This is a genomic window from Mesorhizobium kowhaii, from assembly GCF_003253745.1.
GTDB lineage: Bacteria > Pseudomonadota > Alphaproteobacteria > Rhizobiales > Rhizobiaceae > Mesorhizobium > Mesorhizobium kowhaii.
Map to the genome: position 1 here is coordinate 440634 of NZ_MZXV01000032.1, position 25885 is coordinate 466518.

General features: G+C 63.9%; 20 protein-coding genes and 1 tRNA gene. 6 read left to right on the plus strand and 15 right to left on the minus strand.

Annotation, left to right across the window (positions count from 1 at the left end):
• Positions 1 to 36 precede the first annotated feature (36 nt).
• From sfnG to B5V02_RS14960, 9 genes are all read right to left on the minus strand, one after another.
• On the minus strand, positions 37 to 1140 hold the full coding sequence (gene sfnG / locus B5V02_RS14920) for a dimethylsulfone monooxygenase SfnG (protein WP_111544904.1): 1104 nt from the start codon (positions 1138 to 1140) through the stop codon (positions 37 to 39).
• Between the two features lie 166 nt (positions 1141 to 1306).
• Complete coding sequence (locus B5V02_RS14925; RefSeq protein WP_111544905.1) at positions 1307 to 2761, minus strand: FAD/NAD(P)-binding protein; 1455 nt, start codon at positions 2759 to 2761, stop codon at positions 1307 to 1309.
• On the minus strand, positions 2758 to 3930 hold the full coding sequence (ssuD, locus tag B5V02_RS14930; protein WP_111544906.1) for an FMNH2-dependent alkanesulfonate monooxygenase: 1173 nt from the start codon (positions 3928 to 3930) through the stop codon (positions 2758 to 2760). Before ssuD ends, B5V02_RS14925 begins: the two co-directional genes overlap by 4 nt.
• A 246-nt stretch (positions 3931 to 4176) precedes the next feature.
• On the minus strand, positions 4177 to 5082 hold the full coding sequence (locus tag B5V02_RS14935; protein WP_111544907.1) for a dihydrodipicolinate synthase family protein: 906 nt from the start codon (positions 5080 to 5082) through the stop codon (positions 4177 to 4179).
• Positions 5083 to 5094: 12 nt separating this feature from the next.
• A complete protein-coding gene (locus B5V02_RS14940) occupies positions 5095 to 6807 on the minus strand; it encodes an IlvD/Edd family dehydratase (protein WP_111544908.1) in 1713 nt (570 codons plus the stop codon).
• A 15-nt stretch (positions 6808 to 6822) separates the two neighbouring features.
• The gene (locus B5V02_RS14945; RefSeq protein ID WP_111544909.1) at positions 6823 to 7602 is read right to left on the minus strand and encodes an SDR family oxidoreductase; all 780 of its coding nucleotides are present in this window, start codon (positions 7600 to 7602) and stop codon (positions 6823 to 6825) included.
• Between the two features lie 52 nt (positions 7603 to 7654).
• Positions 7655 to 8605: an L-arabinose ABC transporter permease AraH gene (gene araH / locus B5V02_RS14950; RefSeq protein WP_111544910.1), complete on the minus strand. Its 951-nt coding sequence runs from the start codon at positions 8603 to 8605 to the stop codon at positions 7655 to 7657.
• Positions 8606 to 8616: 11 nt separating this feature from the next.
• Positions 8617 to 10128 carry an L-arabinose ABC transporter ATP-binding protein AraG gene (araG, locus tag B5V02_RS14955; RefSeq protein WP_111545414.1) on the minus strand — a complete coding sequence of 504 codons (1512 nt, stop codon included), beginning with the start codon at positions 10126 to 10128 and terminating at the stop codon, positions 8617 to 8619.
• Between the two features lie 68 nt (positions 10129 to 10196).
• Positions 10197 to 11186 carry an arabinose ABC transporter substrate-binding protein gene (locus B5V02_RS14960; protein WP_111545415.1) on the minus strand — a complete coding sequence of 330 codons (990 nt, stop codon included), beginning with the start codon at positions 11184 to 11186 and terminating at the stop codon, positions 10197 to 10199.
• Positions 11187 to 11443: 257 nt separating this feature from the next.
• Between B5V02_RS14960 and B5V02_RS14965 the strand changes: the two genes are divergently transcribed.
• Entirely contained in the window at positions 11444 to 12133 is a 690-nt protein-coding gene (locus B5V02_RS14965) for a FadR/GntR family transcriptional regulator (RefSeq protein ID WP_111545416.1), read from the plus strand.
• Between the two features lie 8 nt (positions 12134 to 12141).
• The gene (gene dgoD, locus B5V02_RS14970; RefSeq protein ID WP_111544911.1) at positions 12142 to 13290 is read left to right on the plus strand and encodes a galactonate dehydratase; all 1149 of its coding nucleotides are present in this window, start codon (positions 12142 to 12144) and stop codon (positions 13288 to 13290) included.
• A 60-nt stretch (positions 13291 to 13350) separates the two neighbouring features.
• On the opposite strand, the gene B5V02_RS14975 is transcribed toward dgoD, so the two are convergent.
• The 3 genes from B5V02_RS14975 to B5V02_RS14985 form a co-directional block, all read right to left on the minus strand.
• Complete coding sequence (locus tag B5V02_RS14975; RefSeq protein ID WP_111544912.1) at positions 13351 to 15096, minus strand: adenylate/guanylate cyclase domain-containing protein; 1746 nt, start codon at positions 15094 to 15096, stop codon at positions 13351 to 13353.
• Between the two features lie 534 nt (positions 15097 to 15630).
• A tRNA-Ala gene (locus tag B5V02_RS14980) sits at positions 15631 to 15706 on the minus strand.
• Between the two features lie 172 nt (positions 15707 to 15878).
• The gene (locus tag B5V02_RS14985; RefSeq protein ID WP_109665797.1) at positions 15879 to 16268 is read right to left on the minus strand and encodes a TIGR02300 family protein; all 390 of its coding nucleotides are present in this window, start codon (positions 16266 to 16268) and stop codon (positions 15879 to 15881) included.
• A 206-nt stretch (positions 16269 to 16474) separates the two neighbouring features.
• On the opposite strand from B5V02_RS14985, the gene aroA reads away from it, so the two are divergent.
• The 4 genes from aroA to B5V02_RS15005 all read left to right on the plus strand — a co-directional run bounded on the left by aroA (position 16475) and on the right by B5V02_RS15005 (position 22501).
• Complete coding sequence (gene aroA, locus B5V02_RS14990; protein WP_111544913.1) at positions 16475 to 17833, plus strand: 3-phosphoshikimate 1-carboxyvinyltransferase; 1359 nt, start codon at positions 16475 to 16477, stop codon at positions 17831 to 17833.
• A 116-nt stretch (positions 17834 to 17949) separates the two neighbouring features.
• Positions 17950 to 18600 carry a (d)CMP kinase gene (gene cmk, locus B5V02_RS14995; RefSeq protein WP_111544914.1) on the plus strand — a complete coding sequence of 217 codons (651 nt, stop codon included), beginning with the start codon at positions 17950 to 17952 and terminating at the stop codon, positions 18598 to 18600.
• A 208-nt stretch (positions 18601 to 18808) separates the two neighbouring features.
• On the plus strand, positions 18809 to 20506 hold the full coding sequence (gene rpsA, locus B5V02_RS15000; protein ID WP_008872513.1) for a 30S ribosomal protein S1: 1698 nt from the start codon (positions 18809 to 18811) through the stop codon (positions 20504 to 20506).
• Between the two features lie 228 nt (positions 20507 to 20734).
• Positions 20735 to 22501, plus strand: a complete 1767-nt coding sequence (locus B5V02_RS15005; protein WP_245445929.1) for a hypothetical protein — start codon at positions 20735 to 20737, stop codon at positions 22499 to 22501.
• Here the strand turns inward: B5V02_RS15005 and B5V02_RS15010 are convergent.
• The 3 genes from B5V02_RS15010 to B5V02_RS15020 all read right to left on the minus strand — a co-directional run bounded on the left by B5V02_RS15010 (position 22486) and on the right by B5V02_RS15020 (position 25830).
• Positions 22486 to 23193, minus strand: coding sequence for an SDR family NAD(P)-dependent oxidoreductase (locus B5V02_RS15010; protein ID WP_111544916.1), 708 nt, complete (start codon positions 23191 to 23193; stop codon positions 22486 to 22488). The genes B5V02_RS15005 and B5V02_RS15010 overlap by 16 nt on opposite strands.
• A 190-nt stretch (positions 23194 to 23383) precedes the next feature.
• Positions 23384 to 24985, minus strand: coding sequence for a 5-guanidino-2-oxopentanoate decarboxylase (locus tag B5V02_RS15015; RefSeq protein ID WP_111544917.1), 1602 nt, complete (start codon positions 24983 to 24985; stop codon positions 23384 to 23386).
• A complete protein-coding gene (locus B5V02_RS15020) occupies positions 24982 to 25830 on the minus strand; it encodes a dimethylarginine dimethylaminohydrolase family protein (RefSeq protein WP_111544918.1) in 849 nt (282 codons plus the stop codon). The genes B5V02_RS15015 and B5V02_RS15020 overlap by 4 nt, the downstream gene beginning before the upstream one ends.
• Between the last annotated feature and the right edge of the window lie 55 nt (positions 25831 to 25885).

The following is a 25885-nucleotide window of genomic DNA, read 5'->3' on the forward strand; positions in this document are numbered from 1 at the left end:
GCTGGCCGGAAACCTGCCCGGCCAGCCAGTGGGTGACTACTCGGCTGCCAGCGACGCAGCCGCCTCGGCGCCTTCCAGCTCGCGAACGAGCGGAATGACATGCTTGCCGAAATACTCGACCTCTTCCTGGAAATGCAGGAAGCCGAGCAGGATGAGATCGGCGCCGGCGCGCTTCAGATCGACGATGCGCTCGGCGACCTGCCTCGGCGTGCCGATCAGGTTCGAGCGGAAGCCGTCATTGTACTGGACCAGATCGTCAAAGGACGATTTCGCCCAGTTGCCCTCGCCTTCCGGCGAGGCCTTGCCGGCATTCTTGACCTCGTGACCGAAAGCGTTGACTGCCTCGGGATTGGCCTTGGCGATGATTTCGGCAAGCACCGCCTTGGCCTCATCCTCGGTCTCGCGGACGATGGCGAAGGCATTGACGCCGACCTTGACGGAATGGCTGTTGGCCTTTGCCTTGGCCTGGATGTCGTCGACCTGTTTGGCGATCTCGGCCGGCGTGTTGCCGTTGGTGAAGTACCAGTCCGAGACGCGCGATGCCATGTCGCGCGCGGCGCGCGACGACCCGCCCTGGAAGATCTCGGGCAGCGGATGCGGCGGCTTCGGCTTCAGGGAATATTCGTTGAAGCGGTAAAAATCGCCACGGAAGGTGAAGCTGTCCTGCGTCCATATTCCGCGCAGCGAACGGATGAATTCCTCCGAACGGCGATAGCGCTCATCATGGTCGAGCCAATGCTCGCCGATGGCGTGGAACTCGCCACGGAACCAGCCGGAAACGAGGTTGATGGCGACGCGGCCGTTGGTCAGGTAGCTGATGGTGGCGATCTGCTTGGCCGCCAGCGCCGGGTTCCACGGTCCGGGCAGGATTGCCGCGATGACCTTGAGCGTGGTGGTCGCGGCCAGCAGATCATGGCTGAACGCAACCGATTCATGCTGCTCGTCGGCGCCGTAGCCGGCGGTGAAGCGGATCTGGCTCAGCGCATAGTCGAAACCGGCCTTCTCGGCGATCTGCGCCAGCTTGCGATTGTACTCAGCCGAATGGTTGGTGCGCTGCTCGATGTTGGAGATCACCAGGCCACCCGAAACATTCGGCACCCAGTAGGCGAATTTGATCGCGTCGGTCTCTGCGTGTGCCATGAACTGTCTCCCATTCAGGCCGTGTCGTTGATCGGTCCGACCGCAGCCGGTTTCGCCAATATTTATTATGTTTATAGAATATATATACAAAGAAGGATTTTCCGTTTTTGGGGCCCTGGTGGGACGGAAATACCAATTTTGCGCGGCCGACCCCGGCTTCCGGTTGTCAGCCCGCGACCGGAGCGTGCGCGGCATTGGCGCCGACGGCCTCGGCTGGCGTGTCGAGCAGCTTTACGATCTCGGCCGCGACGGCCTGGGCATGGCGGGCAACCTCAGGCAGGCCCATGAGTTCGCCGAAAGTCCCTCGCGCCAGCGGACCGGCGACAAAGAGTGTCGTGACCGCCCTGCCGTCCCGGCCGAGGGCGCGGCTGTCGCGACTTGTCTCGATACCGAGCCCGTAGGGGTCCGCTCCGATCAGCCCGGCCTCGGTCAGCGAACGCAATGCCGGGTTGAGCTGTAGCGCCTGCCCATGCGCCGGGCCCGTGGTGTTGATGACAGCATCGAAGGGGGCCGTCTCGATCCGCGTTTGCCCGCGCCGTTGAAAGCTGACCGCCAGGCTGTCATGCTCATGGTTCGATGCGACAAGCCTGGCGGCAATGTTGTCGAATGTGCCGGCTGCATGGCGGCGGTCGAGCACGGCCGCGACCTGCGGTGCGATCCTGAAGCGATGCACGTCCCAGAACACGCGCAGTTGGCGGACCAGCCTTGCCCGCTCCGGCGGAGCAAGCCCGGCCCACAGCACAGGCCCCTGCAGGCGCAGCTGGTCGAAGACGGACTGCCAGTTGACGTTGGCCGCGTGTGCCGCGGCCAGCGTGGTGCGGATGGTCTTGAGCAGCCGCAGCGCCGTTGTGGCCGGCACGGACGCAAAGTCGCCGAAGGGCTCGCCCCTGATGTCCGGGTGGCCGCGCGAGCGCAGCCCGCGGCGAGACAGCGCCAGGATACGGCCGCGATGGCCCCGGCGATCGAGTTCGGCGACCATGTCGGCCGAGGTCAGTCCGGAGCCGACGATCAGCACCGACGCTTCCCGCCCGATCCCGGCAAGCGCGGTAGGGGCGTACGGATCGGCGATGAATCCCGGCGCTTCCGCCAGCGAGGCCAGCGCGGCGGGAATATTGGGCAGCGGATGCGTCGCCGCCAGGACGACAATGTCGGCGGCGACCGGCCCGCTGGTGGTGTGCACGGTCCAACCCCTGCCATCCGCTTCACGTGCGACATGTGTGGCGAGACCGCTGACGTGGCGCACCGCGCCCGAGCCGAGCCAGGGCGCCAGGTGCTCGGCGACGTAACGGCCGAACACGCGCCGGCGCGGATAGACGTCGCCATTCTTCCAGATGGCGTCCGTGTCGCGCTCGAGTTCGCCATCGCGGCTCAACCAGCGCGCAAAGTGCTGCGGGTCGTCAGGAGCCATGCTCATTCTTGTCGCCGGGACATTGACCCGGTGCGCCGGCTCCTCGCTGGAATAGGCAAGGCCGCCGCCGAGCCCCGGTCGCGGCTCGATCACGGAAATCGACAGGCACTCCGGTCGAGATGCCTGCGCCAGGTGCCAGGCCACCGCGGCGCCGGAAAAGCCGCCGCCGATGATGGCGACGCGCAATCGGCGGACCGGAGGGAGCGCGTTCACGAGGCGCTGGCGAGCGACTTCGGCCGATGATCGCCGGCAATGGTCTCGCCGAACGGGCCGGTGTTGACCGACGAGCCGGCGGCCTTGACCGGATGATCGGTCGGCAGTTTCGGCAGCACCAGTTCGCCGAAACGGTAGGCCTCTTCCAGATGCGGATAGCCGGACAGGATGAAGGTGTCGATGCCAAGGCGGCGGTATTCGTCGATGCGTTCGGCAATCGTGTCGGGGTCGCCGACAAGTGCCGTCCCGGCGCCGCCGCGCACCAGGCCGACGCCGGCCCACAAATTGGGCGCGATCTCGAGCTTGGCGCGGTTGCCGCCATGCAGCGCACTCATTCGCGCCTGGCCGACCGAATCCATACGGGCAAAGACCTTTTGCGCCGAGGCGATCGTCGCATCGTCGAGCCGGCTGATGAGGCTGTCCGCCGCGGCCCAGGCCTGTTCGGTGGTTTCGCGCGCGATGACATGCAGGCGAATGCCGAAGGAGAGCTTGCGGCCGGCCTTCTCGGCCAGTTCACGCACGCCGTCGAGCTTGCGCTCGACATCGGCGGGCGGCTCGCCCCAGGTCAGGTATTTGTCGATTTCCTGAGCCGCCACCACGGATCCGGCGTCGGACGAGCCGCCGAAATAGAGCGGCGGGTACGGCGTCTGCACCGGTGGAAACAGCAGCCGGCCGTCCTCGATGCGGAAATGCTTGCCCTCATGTGCGACCGTCTCGCCGCTCAGCACGCGCTTATAAATCTGCAGGAATTCCTGCGTCACCTCGTAGCGCTCGGCATGCGACAGGAAGATGCCGTCGCCCTTGTTCTCGAGCGGATCGCCGCCGGTGACGACGTTAATCAGCAGGCGACCATTGGAGATGCGATCGAGCGTCGCCGTCATGCGTGCAGCGAGCGTCGGCGATTGCAAGCCGGGCCGCACGGCGACGAGGAAACGCAGGCGCTCGGTCAGCGGCACCAGCGCCGAGGCGATCACCCAGGAATCCTCGCAGGCCCGGCCGGTCGGCAACAGCACGCCGTAGTAACCCAGCGTGTCGGCGGCCTTGGCCACTTGCGTCAGATAGGGCAGATCGACGGCCCTGCCGCCCTCCGATGTGCCGAGATAGCGGCTGTCGCCATGCGTCGGCAGGAACCAGAGCACCTTGATGCGGTCCGGAATGTCCCGGGTCATGGCCTGCCTCCCCCGGTCTGGCGGCGCCGACCGGCTATGGCAGATGGGGTTGAGAGCGGGCGCAAAAGGGTGGGCATGGCGTGGTCCTGTCCGGGTGGAAACCAGATCGCCAGTGCAGATTGCTTATTCTACAAATTCTGTAGAGTTAGTTTATTCTAAATCCGCGACGGTGATTAGAATTTCTCTCCTCAGGCGGTGGCGCCAACCCCGGTTCGTCCAGCGCACAAAGGCCTCGGGCGTTCGGCATCAGCCCGGCAATCGGCCGAGATGGGCAGCGAAGCGCGCCACCATCGCAAGGCCAGCATCGCTGGGCCGCATCGCTGGAGTCCGGTCGTGTATCGGGATGCCGGCACGGGCGCCAAACAGCCGCTTGCCGTAGCAGATCAGGTTCTCGATTCCCTGCATGACGAAGACCGCCGCCGGCAGCATTTTTGCATATTGGGTTTCGGCCGCTGCTTCGTCTCCGGTGCGGAATGCATTGTAGGCGCGCACGGCAAGGTCGATGCAATCCGGCGCCAGGATCATGCCGCGGCAACCGACACGGAAATTGTCGATCAGCTCCAAACCGCCGCCCCCGTTGAAGACCGGAATGCGGCCTTCGGTGCGTTCGATCAATCCGGCGATGTCGGTGACCGGGCCTTCGCCCTTGATCAGTCGGATGTTGGGATGAAGTGTCATCAGTTCGCGGATTTCGTCCGATGTCAGGCCGCGCCCGAAAAACGCCGGCGCATTCTGGATCGCCACCGGCAGGTCGGTCGCTTCGGCGACGCGGCCGAAGAACTTGATGTATTCCGATGCGCCATAGGACCCGACGGGTGGCGGCTGCGGGATCACCCAGTCGGCTCCGACGCTTTCGGCGTGGCGAACCTGGGATACCTGCTCGGCAACAGAAGAGCCGAAAATGGCGAAGGCGAGCGGCACTTTTCCGGCGGTATCTTGCGCCGTCCAGTCCATGATCGTCCGGCGCTCGGCTTCGGTCAGCTTGGCGACTTCCGTCGCCAGGCCGAGCGCCGCCATGCCATGCACGCCGGTCGCCAGGCAGATCTCGACCTGCTTGCGCATTGCCGCGCGGTCGAGTTTTTCATGCGCATCGAACAGCGCGTAGAGGATGGCGTGGATGCCGTGGATATCATCGGGCCGAAAATGCGGCATCCCGGTCACCCCTCAATGGCTTTCGCGCGGGATGGCGTGGCCTCGGCTGCCGACGAGAAAATCGAGATCGGCGCCACGATCCGCCTGCAGAACACGGTCGACGTAGAGGCCCTGATATCCGCCGCGCATCGCCAGTACGGGCGGCAGCCAGGACTCACGCCGTCTCGCGAGTTCCTGTTCGGACACGTCGAGATGCAGCTTCCTTGCTTCGACATCGAGTTCGATGATGTCGCCGCTCCTGACCAGCGCCAGCGGGCCGCCGATAGCGGCTTCGGGTGCCGCGTGCAGCACGACGGTGCCGAAGGCGGTGCCCGACATGCGGGCATCGGAGATGCGGATCATGTCGCGGATGCCTTGCTTGAGCAGCTTCTGCGGCAGCGCCATGTTGCCGACCTCGGCCATCCCCGGATAGCCCTTCGGGCCGCAATTCTTCAGCACCATGATCGAGCTCTCGTCGACGTCGAGCGAGGGATCGTCGACGCGCGCCTTGTAGTCGTCGATATCCTCGAAAACGACGGCGCGGCCGCGATGCTTCATCAATCCCGGCGAGGCGGCCGACGGTTTGATGATGGCGCCATCGGGCGCCAGATTGCCGCGCAGCACCGCAATCCCGCCCTGGGCGGTAAGCGCCTTGTCGCGCGGGCGAATCACCTCCGGATTGTCATTCCTGGCGTCGGCGATGTTCTCGCCCACGCTCCTGCCGGTGACCGTCAGCGCATCGAGATCGAGCAGGTCGGCGATCTCCTTCATGACAGCCGGAATGCCGCCGGCGTAGCAGAAATCCTCCATCAGGAAGCGGCCGGACGGCATCAGGTCGAGGATGGTCGGCACGTCGCGGCCATAGTGGTCCCAATCGTCCAGCGTAAGCTCGGTGCCAACCCGGCCGGCAATCGCGATAAGATGCACGACCGCGTTGGTCGAGCCGCCGATGGCGCCATTGACGCGGATGGCGTTGGCAAAGGCCTCCTTCTTGAGGATGGCCGATGGGCGCAGATCCTCGTTGACCATCTCGACGATGCGCCGCCCGGTCATGCGGGCGATGCGGCTGCGGCGCGCGTCGACGGCGGGATAGGCGGCGTTGCCGGGCAGCGCCAGGCCGAGCGCCTCAACCATCGAGGCCATGGTCGAGGCTGTGCCCATGGTCATGCAGTGACCGGGCGAGCGCGACATGGCGCTCTCGGCATTGGCGAAATCCTGTTCGCTCATTACGCCAGCGCGGACATCCTCGGAGAAATTCCACACATCGGTGCCGGAGCCGATCTCGCGGCCCTGGAAGCGGCCATTGAGCATCGGGCCGCCGGAGATGACGATCGACGGCAGGTCGCAGGAAGCGGCGCCCATCACCAGCGACGGTGTGGTCTTGTCGCAGCCGGCCATCAGCACGACGCCGTCCATCGGATTGCCACGGATCGCCTCCTCGACGTCCATCGAGGCGAGGTTGCGGAACAGCATCGCCGTCGGCCGCAGATTGGATTCGCCGCAGGAGAAGACCGGGAATTCGAGCGGCAGGCCGCCGGCCTCCAGCACACCGGCCCTGATGTGCTCGATCAGGCCACGAAAGTGCACATGGCAAGGGGTGAATTCGGAGAATGTGTTGCAGATGCCGATCACCGGGCGGCCATCGAAAGCATCGTCGGGCAGGCCGTTGTTCTTCATCCAGCTGCGGTGGATGAAGGCGTCCTTGCCCAAACCGCCGAACCAGTGCTGCGATCGTCTCTTGGTCATGGCTTTGCCCAGCGTTCAGGCGGGATGCTGCAGCTGGCTCAGCCCGCCATCGACGACGAGGCTGGCCGCGTTCATGAACGGACACTCGTCGGAAATCATGAACACCGCGGCAAGCGCGATCTCGCGCGCAGAAGCGATGCGGCCGCCGGGATGCAGCGCCATGGTGTTGGCGCGCGCTGCCGCCGGATCGGCAAAACTGTTCCAGTAGTCGATCGCCTTCTGCGTCTCGACATAGCCCGGCGCCAGCGCGTTCACCCGCACGCCCTGCCCCGCATATTCGAGCGCCAGCGATTTGGTGAGGCCGAGCAGCGCGTGCTTGGCGACGGGATAGGGGAAGGTGTGCGGAATGATGGTGAAGCTATGCGTCGAGGCGATGTTGAGGATGGCGCCGCCGCCGCTTGCGATCATACCCGGCAAGACTGCCTTGCTGCAGTTCCAGGCGCCCTTGACGTTGACATCGAAATTGCGGTTCCACTCTTCCTCGGTCGCCTCGAGCGGCGTCGAGAATACATTGACCCCGGCATTGTTGATCAGAGCATTTATCGGGCCGATTTCATCGTTTGCCCGGCTGACAGCCACAGCAATCGCCGCCCAATCGCTGATGTCGGCTGCGGTATGCCCGACATCGCCTTTTGGTGCGGCGAGGCCCGCGACGGCCTTATCCAGCAACGCGTCGTCGCGATCGATCAAAAACAGCCTTGCCCCTTCAGCAAGACAGGCCTCGGCGATGGCCAGCCCGATGCCTTGTGCGGCGCCCGTCAGGAAGATGCGTTTGCCGGACAGGCGCTCAGCCATTTTGGTCACTCCAGTCGAAGACGGTCATTGCAAATCCCGCGCCGGCCCTCGCTCAACGCCGCCCTAGTGCCGAGGAACGCAGATTGTCGAGCAGCACCGCGAGGAGCAAAATAACGCCACGCACGATGTACTGGTAGAAGGCCGGGATGTTGAGCAGGTTCATGGCGTTTTCGGCGATGCCCATGATCAGCACGCCGACGATGACGCCCGACATGGTGGCGCGGCCCCCGGCAAGCGAGACGCCGCCGAGCACGCAGGCCGAGATGACCGAAAGCTCCAGCCCGACCGCCGCGTTGGGCTGACCCGAGGTGATGCGCGATGCCAGCAGGATGCCGGCGATGCCGCAGACGACGCCCTGGAGCGTAAATATCCAGATGCGCGTCCTGTCGACATTGACGCCGGCAAGCCGCGAAGCCTCCGGATTGCCGCCGATGGCGAGCGTGTTCTTGCCGAAGACGGTGCGGTTCAACACAAAGCCGAAAATGCCGAAGAGAACGGCCAGCACCCAGATCGGCGTCGGTATGCCCAACAATTTCGACAGCGCGAGCTGGTAGAAATCCGGGCTGTTGATGCCGACGGCGCGGCCGTCGGACGCGATCAGGGCGAAACCGCGCACGATCTGCATGGTGGCAAGCGTGGTGATCAGCGCGTTGATGCGGAATTTGGCGATGACGACGCCGTTGATGAAGCCGACGAAGGCGCCGCAGGCGATTGCTGAGAGAAGCCCGAGCAGGATCGAACCGGTGGCGTTCGACGCCATCACCGCGACCATGCCGGCAAAGGCGACGATGGAGCCGACCGACAGGTCGAAGTCACGCGCTGCGAGGCAGAACATCATGGTGCAGGCGACAATGCCGACGGTGACCACAGACTGCAGCAGGCCGAGCATGTTGCGGTCGGTGAGGAAGTTCGGCACCAGAGCCGACACCAGCGCGAAGGCAACGAGGAAGATGACGACGAGCCCCTGTTCGCCGAGCAGGATCTTCTTCAACTGATCGGTCATGGCAGAGGTCCTCAGGATGCGATCGCGTCGGGGGTTTTCTTGTCGGGAAGGGCGGCGGCCAAGATCGCCTTCTCGGCGAACTGGTCGCGGGTGAGTTCGGCGTTGATGCGCCCGCCGCACATCACCAGGATGCGGTCGCAGATGCCCATCACCTCCGGCAGTTCGGACGAGACCACGACGATCGCCATGCCGTCCTCGGCAAGCTGGTAGAGCAGTTCGTAGATTTCCGATTTGGCGCCGACGTCGATGCCGCGCGTCGGCTCGTCGACGATGAGCACCCGCACACCCTGCTCGGACAGCCAGCGGCCAAGGATGACCTTCTGCTGGTTGCCGCCGGAGAGGTTGATGATGTCCTGGTTGCGCGAGGGCGTGCGCACCTTGAGCTTCTTGATGAAGGTTTCGGCGGTCGCGATCTCGCTGGCGCGGTTCAAGACGCCAAAGCGCGTGTGATGGCGTCGCGACGAGATGTTGATGTTTTCCTCGATCGAGCGGCCCTGGATGATGCCGTCATGCTTGCGATCTTCCGAGCACAGCACGATGCCGGCCCGGATTGCGCCATGCGGATCGGTGGCGTGGATCCCCTTGCCGTCGACAGTGACGGCGCCGCCCGTTCGCGGATCGGCGCCGAAGACCAGCCGCATCAGTTCCGAGCGGCCGGCACCGATCAGGCCGAAGAAGCCAACGATCTCGCCGGCGCGGGCCTCGAAGCTGGCCGGCGTCCTCAGCTTTGCCCCTGACAGGGCCTCGACCTTCAGCCGGACATCGCCTGCCTTGCGCGGGCGAAAACCCCAAATGTCCGAGATTTCGCGGCCGACCATTTCGGCGACGACCTGATCGCGGGTGACATCTTTCAGCGATGCATGGTGCGCCGCGAGCTTGCCGTCGCGCAGCACCGTCAGGCTGTCGCAGAGCCGGAACACCTCGTCGAGCCGGTGTGACACGTAGATGATGACCTTGCCCTCGCCGCGCAGGCGATCGATCAGGGCAAACAGAATTTCGCTTTCGCGCGAGGACAGCGATGAGGTCGGCTCGTCCAGCGCGATGACGCGCGCGTCGAGCATGATCGCCTTGGCGATCTCGACCATCTGGCGCTCGCCGATGGACAGCGTCTTGACCTTGCGGCGCATGTCGATGTCGATGCCGGCCGATTTCAGCTTGGCGCCGACGTCTTCCAGCATCCGGCGGCCTGCGATGATGCCGGCGCTGGCGGGAAAGCGGCCGAGGCTGAGGTTTTCGGCAACGGTGAGCTCGGGAACGAGCTGCAGTTCCTGATGAATGACGATGACGCCATTGTCGAACGCATCCCGGGTCGAGGCATAGGCCTGGACCTTGCCGTCGATGCTTATCTCGCCCTCATCGGCATGCTGGTCGCCGGACAGGATCTTGATCAGGGTGGATTTGCCCGCCCCGTTTTCGCCCATCAGCCCATGCACGGCGCCCTTGACGACGCCGAACGAGACGTCCGACAGCGCCTTGACGCCCGGATAGGTCTTGGTGATTTGGGAGAAGTCGAGAAAGGACACGCACCGATCCTTCTGTGCCATGGGAAACAGGCGGCGGGATGAGCCGCCGCCTGTTTGTACAGGGAGGATTATTCGATGCCGAGGCCCTGCCGTACCGTCTGATAGTCGTCGCGCTTGGCCAACGCACCGGAAGTCAGGATCAACTTCTCCGGCTCCTTGTTGTTGGCAACCCAGTCATACATGTTGAGCGCCGTCTCGTAGCCATGGCGCTTCGGCGAGATGATCACGGTGCCGACAAAGCCGGTGGCGGTAGGCTTCTTGAACTCGTTGATCGCCGAATCCGCGCCGCCGATGCCGACGCCGATCATGCCGTCCGCCGGAATGCCGACGCTTTCGGAAGCGCGCACTGCGCCCAGAACGGCTTCGTCATTGAGGCCGAAGGAAACCCACTTCTTGATGTCGGCATGGGCGTTGAGCACGACCGTCGCGGCATTGAGTGCGGCTTCCGTATCCGTCTTGGCCTGCGGCGCGTCGAAGATGTTCTCGGCCTTGAAGCCATTCGCCGTCAGCACCGAGATGGCGCCTTCGACACGATCGACCGCCGTCGGCAGCTGATCATAGGAGACGCGGATGGCGCCGACCTCGTCGGCCTTCCAGCCGCGCGCCTTCATTTCATCGACGATCGCCTGGCCGACGGCCTCGCCGATCTTGGTGGCCGAGATGCCCATATGCGGCACGTCTTCCAGCGCCTTGCCGTCGGCACCGACCAGACGGTCGTCGACGGTCATCAGCTTGAGATTGTTGGCGGCGGCCTTGGCGACGATGCCGGGTCCGAGCTTCACATCCGGCGTGCAGACGATGAAACCCTGCGCCCCTTGCGCGCCGAGATTGTCGATCGCCGACATCAGCTTCTCACCGTCCTCGGCGCCGATCTTGACGAGGGTGAAACCCTTTTCCTTGGCGGCCTGGTCGGCGAACTTCCATTCGTCCTGGAACCACGGCTCCTCGGGCTGTTTGACGATGAAGCCGATCTTGGTGTCCTGAGCATATGCAGCGATGGTCGTGACGGACAGCACGGCAAGCGCGCCCGCGACGAGCGCGGTCTTCAAAAGTCGCATGATTTCCTCCCAGCGATAGGCCGGGCGCTCAGCCCGGGTGTCGGAGTCTCTAATCGCTTTTATCATACTCGTCAATTGATCTGGTATGATAATTAATGTACATGCTCTGACCAGCGATCGCTGGCGCAACGCATCGGCATCGGTTAATGCCGGGCCGGCTGTGCGAACTGGCAGGTTCGCCGCCTTGGAGGAGGGCTGAGGTGACCGAGATTTCGAAGAAGGCACCGGGCGACACGACGACCCGTCGCCCGCGCGTCATGCCTGACGTGACCAAGGCGATGGCCTCGGACATCTTTTCCGGACGCTATCCGGCCGGATCCTCCTTGCCGACCGAAAACGAACTTGGCGTCGAGTATGGCGTCAGCCGCACCGTCATCCGCGAGGCCCTGAAGGTGCTAGCCGCCAAGGGGCTGGTGTTGTCGCGGCCGCGCGTCGGCACCATCGTCTGCAACGAGGACGACTGGAACATCATCGACCCTCAGGTGCTGGCCTGGCATGCACCGCACGCGCTGGACGACAAGCTCTTCGACGCCATCCTGGAAACACGCCGGGCCATCGAACCGCTGGTCGCCGAGCTTGCCGCGACGCGCGCGACACTGCAGGAGATCGCCGATCTCGAAGCGGCCTGGCGCGGCATGGCCGGCGCCGGCGAGGACCTCGTGATGTTCTCGCGCTCCGACATCGCCTTCCACCAGATCGTCTATGCCGCGAGCCACAATCCGATCTTTCGCCAGATCGGCAATTTGATCGACACCGGCCTCAAATTCTCGCTGGAAGCGACGGCGACGATTTCGCTCGACCGGCGCATGGAAGCGGTGGCGGCGCACCGCGAGGTGGTCGAGGCGCTGCGCATGCGCGACGCCGAGGCGGCGCGTGGCGCGGCGAACAAAATCCTCGACCTTGCGGCGCGCGACCTCGTCAGCGCCAAGAAACTCAAGAACAACTGAGACAGCGCATGAAAATCATCTCGCTCACCACCTACATCGTTCCGCCGCGCTGGCTGTTCCTGAAGATCGAGACCGATGCCGGCGTCACCGGCTGGGGCGAGCCGGTCGTCGAAGGCCGGGCGCTGACCGTCGAGGCGGCGGTCAAGGAGCTGGGTGATTATCTCATCGGCAAGGACCCGCGGCTGATCGAGGACCACTGGACGGTGATGCATCGCGGCGGCTTCTACCGTGGCGGGCCGATCCTGATGAGCGCGATTGCCGGCATCGACCAGGCGCTGTGGGATATCAAGGGCAAGGCGCTCGGTGTGCCTGTGCATGAACTGCTCGGCGGCAAGCTGCGTGACAGCATCAAGGTCTATTCCTGGATCGGCGGTGACCGGCCGGCCGAAGTCGCCGCCGGCGCCAGGGAAGTGGTGGCGCGCGGCTTCCTGGCGCTCAAGATGAACGGCACCGAGGAACTGCAGATCGTCGACAGCCACGACAGAATCGATGCCGCTGTGGAGCGCGTCGCCATGGTGCGCGAGGCCGTCGGCCCCAACATCGGCATTGCCGTCGATTTCCACGGTCGCGTGCACCGGCCGATGGCGCGCATCCTGGTCAAGGAGCTCGAGCCCTACAGGCTGATGTTCATCGAGGAGCCGGTGCTGAGCGAAAACCGCGAAGCCTTGAAAGAGATCGCCGCGCTTGGCTCGACGCCGATCGCGCTTGGCGAGCGGCTCTACAGCCGCTGGGACTTCAAGTCGGTGTTCGAGGAAGGCGTCGTCGACATCATCCAGCCCGACCTGTCGCATGCCGGCGGCATCACCGAATGCCGCAAGATCGCGGCGATGGCCGAAGCCTATGACGTGGCCGTGGCGCCGCACTGCCCGCTCGGGCCGATCGCGCTTGCCGCCTGCCTGCAACTCGATGCCGTGAGCTACAACTGCTTCATCCAGGAGCAGAGCCTCGGCATCCACTACAACGCCGCCAACGACCTGCTCGACTACGCCGCCAACAAGGATGTCTTCCGCTACGAGGATGGTTATGTCGCCATTCCCGATGGCCCGGGCCTCGGCGTCGAGATCGACGAGGACTACGTCAAGGAGCGCGCCAAGGAAGGTCACCGCTGGCGCAACCCGATCTGGCGCCACAAGGACGGTTCCTTCGCCGAGTGGTGATAGGAGCGGCCTTCAGACGCGCAGGCGCGCCTGGACAAGGAGGCTCGCGAGGTTCGAATACTATACTCTCACCTGCGCCACTTCGGGAGACTTCAGTCCATCAACTAGATGATGAAGATCCGCCTCGTTCTCGTAGTGCAGGGTAGAGACGAAAGCATCAATCGTAAATTCCGGATCGACCTTGTCTATTTGAGCGAGGTGAGCGGACGCAGCGGTCCGATCGCCCAGCCAGTGATAGGCCGCCGCGACAAAGGCGTGTTGGTTGGCATCCATCTTCGACAGATGCATGAAGGCCTCGATTGCTTCGGAATATTCGTGGGCTGTAAAGTGAGCTTTCCCAAGATGGCTCCAGAAGCGTTCCGGGTGGTGAGGGTTCAACTGCATCGCCTTGCGAATCCAGTGGGCTCCTTCCTTGGGGCGACCGAGCCAAGTCAAAAGCTCGCCGTGCTGGACCACGACGAGATCGTAGTTTGGATTGAGTGCGAGAGCCCGCTCCTGGTGGTGCCGAGCCTTCGTCAGATCGTTGCGGCTGATGCTAATGGCTGCCAATATCCGTTGGACGTCCGCATCGTTGCTGTCCAGTGCTTGCGCCAACTCAAGCTCACGGACGACTTCGTCGAAAGCGGCGTCCTTATCAGCGCACCAGCCGTAGCCCCAAGCTTGCCCCAGGATGCAGCCCCGCCAGGCATGGGCATGCGCGTATTCGGGGTCGAGTTCTAGCGCTCGTGTCACCAGCTTCAGCGCCTCCTCATTCTCGGCTCGATTGCTGCGATGGTGGCGGACCTTGGCCGCGAGCACGCATTCGTATGCTGCCATGTTGGCAGGTGTTTTGCGCGCCACGAGATCCTGCTGCGCGGCTTCGACGCGGCCTGGCAGCGTGGCCACGATCGCTGCGGTTAGTTCGTCCTGAATGGCGAAAACATCGTCGAGCTTGCGGTCGTATCGCTCGGCCCAGATGTGTGTATCGGTGGCAGTATCGATCAGCTGCGCTGTCACCCTGAGCTGATCGCCCGATTTGCGGACGCTGCCCTCCACCAGGTATTGCGCGCCCAGCTTCCGGGCGATTTCACGGAGGTTTACCGACTGCCCTTTGTAGACGAAGGTGGAGTTGCGCGAGATGACGAACAGCTCGTGCCGGCGCGAAAGTTCCGTGATGATATCCTCGGTCAGACCATCAACGAAAAATTCCTGTTCGGATTCGCCGCTCATATTAGCGAATGGCAGGACCGCAATCGACGGCTTCACCACGCTGCGCCGGGCCGAGCCGTCCCCCGCTCGCGGATCGGCTGCATCGTCCAGCACCGCGCGCCAGACCCGTATCGGGCGAGAGATGTTCTTCAGGGCCTTCTCGCCAAGGTCCTCGAACCTGATTTCGAGCCGGTCGAAGACCTGTTCGTACACGGCCTGGGTGACGCACACCCCGCCCACTTCGGCCATTTGCTCCAGCCGGGCGGCGACATTCACGCCGTCGCCATAAATGTCGCCCTCATCGAAGATGATGTCGCCGAGATTGATGCCGATCCGGAACTGAATACGTCCGGCATCCGGCACGTCGGCGTTGCGACGGCGCATGCGGATCTGCACCTCCGCGGCGCAGCGCACGGCATCTGCCACGCTCTGGAACTCGACCAGCATGCCGTCACCGGTGGTTTTGATGATGCGGCCCTGGTTCTTGGCGATTGCCGGATCGATGAGTTCGATCCGGTGCGTTTTGAGCCGCGCAAGGGTGCCCCTCTCGTCGGCTTCCATGAGCCGAGAGTATCCTGCCATGTCGGCTGCCAGCACCGCCGCGAGCCTGTGTTCCATGTTCCAGCCTCGAAGCACGCAATCTTAGATGGCAAACGCTGCAATCAAAGCCGATCAGGGTCTCGCCGCCACCTAACAGCGCCGTCCCCGCGCGATCGGAAGGCGCCCAGTCATAGCTTTACTCGAAATGAGCGCGTGCGGGAAGGAAATCGAACGCTCCCCATACCCGCTCTCTCGGCTGCTCGATTGGTCTGCCTGCTCGACGGGCAAGGTTTCATCCCAAATCCATCGCATTCAGTAGCCAGTTGAACGGCTTCGAAGATGATGGCTTCAGGAAAGTGCTTCGTCGCATTGCCTGGCAGCTTTTGAAGGGGTTCGACCAACTCCCGAACGCAAGGCCGGCCTATCTGGCTAAGCTTGGTGTCAGCGCCGGGACGCGCAACCGAAATCAGTAGACATTCCTACGAAGTAGGAGAGGTGACGCCCGACAAGGCACTGACTTTCCTGCGTGTGTACCACCAATGTGGACCACGTTCGTAGAATAGAGCCTTGAAATCAAAGGTTTATAGGAAAATCAACGACCTAGAGAGAACTTGGTGGAGCCAATCGGAATCGAACCGACGACCTCTTGAATGCCATTCAAGCGCTCTCCCAACTGAGCTATGGCCCCACTTCCGGCAGTCAACCGGCGCCGTTTCCGGCGAAGAGATCCGGCGCGGGTTGGAGACCGCGCCGTTAGTGCAGGCGGCTTCTAACCCCGCCTTTCGTCAATATCAAGCCTTCAAGAGCCGCTTTTTCTTCACAGGCCACGAAAGCCTGCAAACGCCTGGTTTGAAGGTCGATCAGACCTCGTCGTCGTCGTCACCGACGCCGATCATGTCGGCGACGTCGTCATCTTCTTCCTCTTCGTCGGCAAGGAAGGTGTCATCCTCGTCGTCGCCGAGGTCGACGTCGTCCTCGTCGTCGCCAAGATCCGGCAGGTCGTCGGCCTTGACGTCCTCGTCGGCCTCTTCGAGCGAGACGACCTCAACGCCCTCTTCTTCCTCGGCGTCCACTTCCTTCTCGGCCACTTCCTCTTCCTCCTCGAGGGCGGCGATCTTGCCTTCCTCGAAATAGGAACGCGGATAGGTCTTGCCCGTGTAGGGCGAGACGATCGGGTCCTTGTTCAGGTCGTAGAATTTTCGGCCCGTCTCCGGGTCGATGCGTTTTGTGCCAAGTTCGGTTTTTGCCACGGCAAGCCTCGTCAATAAAAGAGTGGTCCCCTTAACCACAGTTTGCAGCGCTGTCAAAGCGAAAAGCCGGCGTCACAAAACCATGCAATGAAAGGCCTCGCGTCGATGACGACCATGGGGGATGACCATTTCGGCCCGCCGTGATACGAGACCGCCGCAACAAATGAAAAGCGCCGGCCCGCCGGCATTCCGTCCAGGGAAATTCCATGTCTCACGCCGCCGCCCCAAAGTCGGCCACCGCCCGCAAATCATCAGCCCTTGCCGGCACCGCCCGCGTGCCGGGCGACAAATCGATCTCGCACCGCTCCTTCATGTTCGGCGGCCTCGCCTCCGGCGAGACCCGCATCACCGGCCTGCTGGAAGGCGAGGACGTGATGCGCACCGGTGCGGCCATGAAGGCGATGGGCGCGCATATCGAGAAGCGCGGCGCCGAATGGGTGATCCGCGGCACCGGCAACGGCGCGCTGCTGCAGCCCGAAGGCCCGCTCGATTTCGGCAATGCCGGCACCGGCTCGCGGCTCACCATGGGCCTGGTCGGCACCTATGACATGGAAACGACGTTCATCGGCGACGCCTCGCTGTCGGGCCGGCCGATGGGCCGCGTGCTCGAACCCTTGCGCCAGATGGGCGTGCAGGTGCTGAAGGCGACACCGGGCGACCGCATGCCGATCACGCTGCACGGGCCGAAGCATGCCGCACCTATCACCTACCGCGTGCCGATGGCCTCGGCGCAGGTGAAGTCGGCGGTGCTGCTGGCCGGGCTGAACACGCCGGGCATCACCACCGTTATCGAGCCTGTCATGACGCGCGACCATACTGAAAAGATGCTGAAAGGCTTTGGCGCCAATCTGTCGGTCGAGACCGATGAGCGCGGCGTGCGCCACATCTTCATCGAAGGCCAGGGCAAGCTGACTGGCCAGACGATCGCGGTGCCTGGCGACCCGTCCTCGGCCGGCTTCCCGCTGGTGGCCGCACTGATCGTGCCGGGTTCCGACATCGTCATCGAAAACGTGCTGATGAACCCGACCCGCACCGGCCTGCTTTTGACGCTGCAGGAAATGGGCGGCAAGATCGACATCCTCAACCCGCGCAATGCCGGCGGCGAGGATGTCGCCGATCTGCGCGTGCGCTACTCCGAGTTGAAGGGGGTCACCGTGCCGCCCGAACGGGCGCCGTCGATGATCGACGAATATCCCGTGCTCGCCGTCGCTGCCAGCTTCGCCGAGGGCGAAACGCTGATGCAGGGGCTGGAAGAGCTGCGGGTGAAGGAATCCGACCGGCTGTCGGCGGTCGCCAATGGGCTGAAGCTCAACGGCGTCGACTGCACCGAGGACGAAGCATCGCTTGCGGTGCGCGGCAGACCGGGCGGCAAAGGCCTCGGCGGTCATCCCAACGGCCAGGACACGACCGTGCAGACCCATCTCGACCACCGCATCGCCATGAGCTTTCTGGTCATGGGGCTGGCGACAGAAAAGCCGGTCACCATCGACGATCAGGCGATGATCGCGACCAGTTTTCCGGAATTCATGGGGCTGATGAAGGGGCTGGGCGCGGAGATTGGGTAACGGTTGATGGCAATCGCAACCCTGGGAGATTGGGGCCAAACTAGAACGTCGGAGGGACAGCGCCCCCCTCTGTCCGGATCGTTGCCCTTTTCGGTCTCGGACATGGTGGGCCACCGATGACACACGTCTTCACCATCGCCATCGACGGCCCCGCCGGCGCCGGAAAAGGCACGCTGGCCCGCCGGCTCGCCGACCACTACCGGCTGAACCTGCTCGACACCGGCCTCACCTATCGTGCGGTGGCCTACGCGCTGATCCAGCACGCACTGCCGCTCGAGAATGTCTCGGCGGCCGAAACCGCAGCGCGCCAGGTCGATCTGGCGAAGCTCGACCGGGCGGTGCTATCAGCGCATGCGGTCGGCGAGGCGGCGTCGAAGGTCGCGGTGTTTCCTTCCGTGCGGCGCATCCTGGTGGAAAAGCAGCGCGAATTCGCCAAGACGCCGCCAGGCGCGGTGCTCGACGGCCGCGACATCGGCACCGTCGTCTGCCCCGACGCCGACATAAAACTCTATGTGACGGCGAGCGCCGAGGTGCGGGCACGACGCCGGCTGGCCGAGATCGAGAGCATCGGCGGCACCGCTGATTTCACCGAGATCCTCGCCGATATCGTGCGCCGCGACGAGCGCGACATGGGCCGCGCCGACTCTCCGCTGAAGCCGGCCGTAGACGCGCACTTGCTTGATACAAGCGAAATGGCTATAGAAGCCGCGTTTCTTGCGGCCATGGCGATCATCGACGACGTCTTAGCCAAGAGAAACAAGGCCTGATCCGGGTTTTTCCCTCGTGTTTCCGTTGTCGGAGGCGAAGAAAATACCCATATCGGGCACGAACCAGCCTGCCAGCATTCTTCATGCGCCGGAATTGCCGCTTAAAGAGCGGCCCAGGGCTTTTGTAGCCCGGAGCGCCGGCAGGCCAACGCAACGCTAACCCACGGCGCCCGTCTCGCGACAGAAGCGGGGCATTCCAGGAGAAACAATGTCAGCTGCAAATCCCACTCGCGATGATTTCGCGAGCCTGCTCGAAGAATCATTTACCGCCGGCCATTCCGGCGAAGGCCAGGTCGTCAAGGGCACGATCACCGCGATCGAAAAAGACATGGCCATCATCGACGTCGGCCTCAAGGTCGAAGGCCGCGTGCCGCTGAAGGAATTCGGCGTCAAGGGCAAGGACACCACCCTCAAGGTCGGTGACACCGTCGAAGTCTATGTCGAGCGCATCGAGAACGCGCTTGGCGAAGCGATGCTCAGCCGTGAAAAGGCCCGCCGCGAAGAGAGCTGGGTCCGTCTCGAAGAGAAGTTCACCAAGGGTGAGCGCGTCGAAGGCGTCATCTTCAACCAGGTCAAGGGCGGCTTCACCGTCGACCTCGACGGCGCCGTGGCCTTCCTGCCGCGCAGCCAGGTCGATATCCGCCCGATCCGCGACGTCTCCCCGCTGATGCACAACCCGCAGCCCTTCGAGATCCTCAAGATGGATCGCCGCCGCGGCAACATCGTGGTGTCGCGCCGCACCGTGCTCGAGGAGAGCCGCGCCGAACAGCGTTCGGAAATCGTGCAGAACCTCGAAGAAGGCCAGGTTGTCGAAGGCGTCGTCAAGAACATCACCGACTACGGTGCGTTCGTCGACCTCGGCGGCATCGACGGCCTGCTGCATGTCACCGACATGGCATGGCGCCGCGTCAACCATCCGACCGAAATCCTCAACATCGGTCAGACGGTCAAGGTGCAGATCATCCGCATCAACCAGGAAACCCACCGCATCTCGCTCGGCATGAAGCAGCTCGAGAGCGATCCGTGGTCCGAGATCGGCACCAAGTTCCCGATCGGCAAGAAGATCAAGGGTACCGTCACCAACATCACCGACTACGGCGCGTTCGTCGAGCTGGAGCCGGGCATCGAAGGCCTCATCCACGTTTCGGAAATGTCGTGGACCAAAAAGAACGTGCATCCCGGCAAGATCCTGTCGACGACCCAGGAAGTCGACGTGGTGGTGCTCGAGGTCGATCCGGCCAAGCGCCGCATCTCGCTCGGCCTCAAGCAGACGCTCGAGAACCCGTGGCAGGCTTTTGCCAGCAGCCATCCGGTCGGCAGCCAGGTCGAGGGCGAGGTCAAGAACAAGACCGAGTTCGGCTTGTTCATCGGCCTCGAAGGCGACGTGGACGGCATGGTCCACCTCTCCGACCTCGACTGGACCCGTCCGGGCGAGCAGGTCATCGAAGAGTACAATCGCGGCGACATGGTCAAGGCGCAGGTGCTCGACGTCGACATCGACAAGGAGCGCATCTCGCTCGGCATCAAGCAGCTGGCCAAGGATACGGTCGGCGAAGCGGCGACTTCGGGCGAACTGCGCAAGAACGCGGTCGTCACCTGTGAAGTCATCGGCGTCAAGGATGGCGGTCTGGAAGTGCGGCTGGTCGACAGCGGCATCGAGACCTTCATCAAGCGTTCCGATCTGAGCCGTGACCGCGACGAGCAGCGCCCCGAGCGCTTCACCGTCGGCCAGAAGGTCGACGCCCGCGTCATCGCCTTCGACAAGAAGACCCGCAAGCTGCAGGTCTCGATCAAGGCGCTGGAAATCGCCGAAGAGAAGGAAGCGGTCGCCCAGTACGGCTCGACCGACTCCGGCGCTTCGCTGGGCGACATCCTGGGTGCCGCGCTGAAGAAGCAGGGCAGCTAAGCATCTGCCCCCACCGCCTTGCGCGGTGGTCAGTTCAAACCCCGCCGGAGCGATCCGGCGGGGTTTTTCTTTACGGTAAGATAAACTTCCTCGCGTATTTGCCAGTGGTCCGAGGGGAGGCTTTCCATGCGCAATGGCGACGATTGTCCCGCTACGGGCTCTTCGTGGTTGCAACGTCTTTACACCAGGTCACCGGCCTTGTTCTGCTTTTGCGGAATGGCGATCTTGATGACGGTGCTCTGGTCCCTGGGCTTCCAGCTCAACGGCGACGTGGACGACCTCGTCAAACTGCATGAAGTCCGTACCTTGCTTGAAACGGGCAACATCTTCGACCGGACGCTGCCCGGTGTTGCCCAGCCAGAGCCCTATGTCTCGCATTGGCCATGGATCGTGGACCTGCCCTATGCCGCCTTCGCGCGCCTGCTGATGCCGCTTGCCGGCTTCGAGCCGGCGCTGATGCTGGCAAGCTTTGCCGTCCCGCTGCTGCTGCTTGCGCCCGCGCTCTATTTCTACAATCGGCTGGTAATCGCTATGGGCTTTGCCAACCCGGCCGTTGCATTGCCGCTGGCTCTGATCTTTGCCGCGCGCAGCTTTTTCGAATACGCTCCGGGACGGATCGACTACCACAATCTGCAAATACTGCTTCTGCTCGCGGCCCTGGTTTTGATGTTGTCGCAGAACCGCTTCGCTGCCTTCATCAACGGGCTGCTGGCGGCCTTGGCTCTTGCCATCAGCGCCGAGTTCGCGCCGTTCTATGCGCTGGTGATGGCGGTCTATGCCGTTGACTGGATCTTCGGCCGCGAACAGGGTCCAGACAGGATCGTAGGCTTTGGGCTGGCATTGGCCCTAGGTGGGGTCGGCCTGTTTGCCACGATCGTGCCGCCTTCAGCCTATTTCGCCGTCAAATGCGACACCTATTCGGCGCCGCATGTGACGGCACTGGTCGCGGCCGGGCTTTCATTTGCCGTGGTGCCCTTGCTTGTCGGCCGGCGCGGCGGATGGGCGACGCGGGCGGCAATTTTGCTGGTGTTCGCGGCCGCCAGCGCGGTGGCGCTGGTGTTGTTGTTCCCGCACTGCCTGGCCGGCCCTTATGCTTCGCTCGACGCCTATGTACGCGACAACATGCTCAACAGGATCCCTCAGGAACTGAGCCTGTTTCGACGCCCTGATTTCGTTCTGTCAGGCAGCTTTCCCAGCATGGCGTTGCTGTTCGTCGGCGCGCTCGCCCCGGCGGTCATCTGCCTCAATCCGCAGAGCCGAAGCCGGCCGCTCGTCATCCTGGCGCTGTTCTCGCTGCTCGCACTGGCGCTGGCGATCGGCTACTTCCGCTACTTTCGCTATCTTCCGGTTTTTTCCGGCATCGGTCTGACCTTCGTATTGGCGAGTTTCCTGCCACCAGATGCGGGACAGGGGCGCTATTTGAAATCGCACGTGCCAACGGCATCGCCAAGATACGCGTTGATCCTGCCCGGTCTCGTCTTGTCCGTGGCGATGGCGCTATACCAGCTGTCGGCAAGGCCATCCCATGCAGCCATTCCAGCCGCCGAGTTTGCCGACAGTTGCGATCTCAGGCATTTTGAGCAGCGACAGGGTTGGCCGGCAGGCGCCGTCGTTCTTACGCCACCGTTGATCGGAGCGCATTTTCTCGCTCTTGCCGAAGGTCCCAAGGTGGTGACAATCCCCAACCACCCGTCGGCTCAAGGTATCGAACGGAGCTATCGCTTCCTTGATCCCTCGACCGCCGATCCGCGCGCGTTTCTCGATGCGTCCAAGGCGACGCATGTTGCGCTTTGCGGGTGGAGAGGCCCACCGTCGCCACATCTCGAAACCGCCTATCCATTCGCGGCGGCGCTGATGGAGGGGCACCCGCCGTCATGGCTCAGGGAGTGTCCGACGGATGCTTCCTCGCCGCTGCGGCTCTACAGCTACCGCAATGCCGATGGATCGGACGCCACCTGCCCTGTTTCGACGGCTTCTGCTCAGGCCCTGCCGTAAAGCGGCACCAGCGTTCCGCTCATCGCCTGATTGGCTGGCGAGGCGAGATAGGCGATGGCTTCGGCGGCTGCTTCGAGACTGACCCATTTGGTGACATCGGCATCCGGCATATCGGCGCGGTTTGCCGGCGTATCAAGCGTCGATGGCGCAACGGCATTGACCAGGATGCCCTTGCCTTTCAACTCCTCGGCCATCGCCACCGTCATCGCCGCCACCGCGGCCTTGCTGGCGGCATAGGCGACCATGCCGGCGCCGCGCCGCGGGTCGAGCCCGGCGCGCGCAGTGACATTGACGATGCGGCCCGCGACGTCCGACGCCAGCATCGAGCGTACCGCCGCGCGGCAGCACAGGAAGGTGGTGCTTGCATTGGTGTCCATCATCTCGGCAAAGGACGCCGACTCGATCTTTTCCACCGGCGCCGCTGTGAAGCCGCCGGCCAAGTGGATCGAACCCCACAGACCTGGAACCTGGCTGTAGAACGCCTCGACCTTGGCGGAGTCCGAGAGATCGACATTGTGCACCAGCTTGACACGGTCATGCTCGGTAAAGGGGAAATGCCCGGGCGCCGCTGCATGGGCATTGGGCACATGGCAGATCGCGCCTTCACTCAGCAGTTTGCCGACGACTGCACCACCGAGCGCCCCGGTGCCTCCGGTCACGACAATATGCCTGCCTTCAAGTGTTTCCGTCATCCTGGACCGCTCCTGTCATATTTTTATGATTATGTCGCTTGTTAGCCGCCCGACGCAGAGCGTCGCGCCTTTCGCACGATCACTCAACTGATATCTCGACATGGCAGTTGTTGCGTCTTTGCATGTGTAGGCCGCCAGCCAGCCGGGTCCATGCCAGGCTGAGACGTGAAGCACGTTGCGCCGCCACTCTTCAGTCGACTGTGATTTCGATGACGCGCGGCAGACCGGTTGCCCGGGCGCGTTTCAACGCGTCCGCCAGAGCGTCGATATCGGCAAGCCGTTCGGCGCCAAGGCGATAGGCTTCGGCCAGCTTGCAGAAATCCGGCGGCGCCGGCGACACGCCGACCGGCTCGACGCCAACATCGAGCATCGAGGTTTCGATCTCGCGGTAGCCGCGATTGTTCCAGACGACGAAGATGACCGGCGCCTGGGCATCAAGTGCGGCGCCCAGTTCCGGCAGCGTGAACTGGAAGCCGCCGTCACCCGTGAGACAGACCACCGGCGCATCGGGCACTGCAAGGGCGGCGCCGATCGCCGCCGGCGGGCCGTAGCCGAGCGCGCCGAAGCCGGTGGCGGCATTGAACCAGCCGCCGGGACGGTCATGATCGTAGTAGAGGTTGGCGGCATAGATCGGCTGTGTCGAATCGCCGACGATGAGCGCGCCCGGCAATGCGTCGCGGATCACCTCCACGGCGCGCACCTGCGCCTGCAGCGTCGGACTGATCTCGGCAAAAGCCGCTTCCCGTGCAGCGGCGGCGCGCGACGGGCCGCCCTCGCTTGCCGGGACATGGCTGGTTTCCAGGAGCAGCGCTTCGAGCGCCTCGGCGCAATCGGCCCGAATCGAAACCGTCGCCGGGCGGCGGGCAAGCTGGTCTGCGCCGATATCGATGCGGATCAGATTGGCGGGCAGGACGAAACCGCCATCGCTGTAGCCATCATAGTCGGTCGGGCCGAATTCGGTGCCGGCGGCAATGACCAGATCCGCCTCAGTCATCAACGCCCGCACTGCCTTCAGGCTGGGGCTGGCCGGCACGCAAAGCGGATGGGCATGCAGGAGGCCGCGCGCATTGGCGGTCTCGACGACCGGCGCTCCCAGTCGTTCGGCCAGACGCCGCAACGGCGCTTCGGCGCGTTTGGCGCCGCCGCCGGCCAGGATCAGCGGACGGCGCGCGGCGGCGATGAGTTTGGCCGCGCTGGCGATTGCCGCGCCGTCCGGCGCGGGTGGTGCTGCATTGCTCAGCATGGCAGCGATGCCATCCGCCGGCTTGACCATGACGTCGGTCGGGATTTCGATATGCACCGGACCGGGCCGGGCCGATGAAAACAGCGCGAAGGCGTGTGCCAGCGCGCGGGGCAGTTCACCAGCCTCGGTGACCCGCTGCGAAGACAGCGCCACCTTCTCCATCATGCCGCGCTGGTCGGGCAGTTCATGCAGATGGCCGAGGCCCTTGCCCAGCGTCGGGGTGGCGTTGACGCCTGAGATCACCAGCATCGGCACCGAATCGGCGCGCGCCTGTCCCATGGCGGTGATGGTGTTGGTCAGCCCCGGTCCGGTGATGACGAAGGCGACGCCCGGCCTGCCGCTGGCGCGCGCATAGCCGTCGGCCATGAAGCCGGCGCCCTGCTCATGGCGCGGCGTGACATGGCGTATCTTCGAGCGCGCCAACCCCCGGTAGAGTTCGACCGTATGCACGCCGGGAATGCCGAAGACAGTGTCGACGCCATGGGCTTCGAGCAACGAAATGAGCGCCTCGCCGACGGTCGTCCCAGTGGTGGTCCCAACGGTGGTCATTGGCGCAGCACCGGGCGTGTCAGGCAGGTCGGGCCACCCTCGCAAGCGATGCAGAGCGCATCCGCCTCGAAGGTGGAAACCGTGCAGCCGGCCGCCTGCATGGCAGCCGCCGTCCTGGGAAAGCCGGCGACGGCGATCACCTGGCGCGGCGCCGTCGGCAGCACATTGAGGCTGAGCCCGCTGGAAGCATGGAACTCATCGGCATCGCCCTCGACCAGCGTGATGCCGCGCCCCTTCAGCATCTGGTAGAAGGCGGCCGGCAGCAGCGGCGCGTAGACCAGCGCCAGATCGTCGGCAAGCGGACTGATCACCGACATCAGGTGCAGGCAGGCTTCCTCGCCGTGCCAGAGCGGCAGATCGAAGCCAAAAACCGAAATGCCTTTCGGCGAAAGCAGATTTGAAAGCTGCTGGATGCCATCCTGGTTGGTGCGCACGCCACGGCCAACGGCCAGCGTGTTTGCATCCACCCAGACGCAGTCGCCGCCTTCCACCTGGCCCGGATCATCGATGCGGCCGAGGATGGGAATGCCCAGGCGTTTGTAAGCTGCTTCGTGCAGGCCCGGTTCAGCCCGGCGCAGCGCTTTGCCCATTGCAAGAATGATCGCGCCGTGATCGGTCATCAGCGACGGATCATGGGTGAAGACCGAATCGGCCAGCCCGTCATCGGCATCCGTCAGCCATTCGACCTCGGCGCCGGAGGCCGAAACCAGCTGCGTCAATCGCTCATGCTGGGCAGTGGCCTTTCCCGGCTCAAAGCCCGGGCCGTAGTGCCATTCCTGCGCCCTGGCATCACGCATGGCGCCGGCGGCGGACCGCATAAGCACGCGTTTCAGCGGTCCGGCCATGGATTGCGACCCGTATGATTTGCCCACTAAATTCTCCCGAGACGTCCGTTGCCGC

Bases quoted from the DNA above. Each gene is read 5' to 3' on its own strand.
- sfnG (WP_111544904.1), bottom strand. From the start codon at position 1,140: ATGGCACACGCAGAGACCGACGCGATCAAATTCGCCTACTGGGTGCCG.
- B5V02_RS15005 (WP_245445929.1), top strand. From the start codon at position 20,735: ATGACGGTGCTCTGGTCCCTGGGCTTCCAGCTCAACGGCGACGTGGAC.
- B5V02_RS15015 (WP_111544917.1), bottom strand. From the start codon at position 24,985: ATGACCACCGTTGGGACCACCACTGGGACGACCGTCGGCGAGGCGCTC.
- B5V02_RS14940 (WP_111544908.1), bottom strand. From the start codon at position 6,807: ATGACCAAGAGACGATCGCAGCACTGGTTCGGCGGTTTGGGCAAGGAC.
- cmk (WP_111544914.1), top strand. From the start codon at position 17,950: ATGACACACGTCTTCACCATCGCCATCGACGGCCCCGCCGGCGCCGGA.
- B5V02_RS15010 (WP_111544916.1), bottom strand. From the start codon at position 23,193: ATGACGGAAACACTTGAAGGCAGGCATATTGTCGTGACCGGAGGCACC.
- B5V02_RS14965 (WP_111545416.1), top strand. From the start codon at position 11,444: ATGCCTGACGTGACCAAGGCGATGGCCTCGGACATCTTTTCCGGACGC.
- B5V02_RS14945 (WP_111544909.1), bottom strand. From the start codon at position 7,602: ATGGCTGAGCGCCTGTCCGGCAAACGCATCTTCCTGACGGGCGCCGCA.
- B5V02_RS14960 (WP_111545415.1), bottom strand. From the start codon at position 11,186: ATGCGACTTTTGAAGACCGCGCTCGTCGCGGGCGCGCTTGCCGTGCTG.
- araH (WP_111544910.1), bottom strand. From the start codon at position 8,605: ATGACCGATCAGTTGAAGAAGATCCTGCTCGGCGAACAGGGGCTCGTC.
- B5V02_RS14935 (WP_111544907.1), bottom strand. From the start codon at position 5,082: ATGCCGCATTTTCGGCCCGATGATATCCACGGCATCCACGCCATCCTC.
- B5V02_RS14975 (WP_111544912.1), bottom strand. From the start codon at position 15,096: ATGGAACACAGGCTCGCGGCGGTGCTGGCAGCCGACATGGCAGGATAC.
- ssuD (WP_111544906.1), bottom strand. From the start codon at position 3,930: ATGACCCGGGACATTCCGGACCGCATCAAGGTGCTCTGGTTCCTGCCG.
- aroA (WP_111544913.1), top strand. From the start codon at position 16,475: ATGTCTCACGCCGCCGCCCCAAAGTCGGCCACCGCCCGCAAATCATCA.
- rpsA (WP_008872513.1), top strand. From the start codon at position 18,809: ATGTCAGCTGCAAATCCCACTCGCGATGATTTCGCGAGCCTGCTCGAA.
- dgoD (WP_111544911.1), top strand. From the start codon at position 12,142: ATGAAAATCATCTCGCTCACCACCTACATCGTTCCGCCGCGCTGGCTG.
- B5V02_RS15020 (WP_111544918.1), bottom strand. From the start codon at position 25,830: ATGGCCGGACCGCTGAAACGCGTGCTTATGCGGTCCGCCGCCGGCGCC.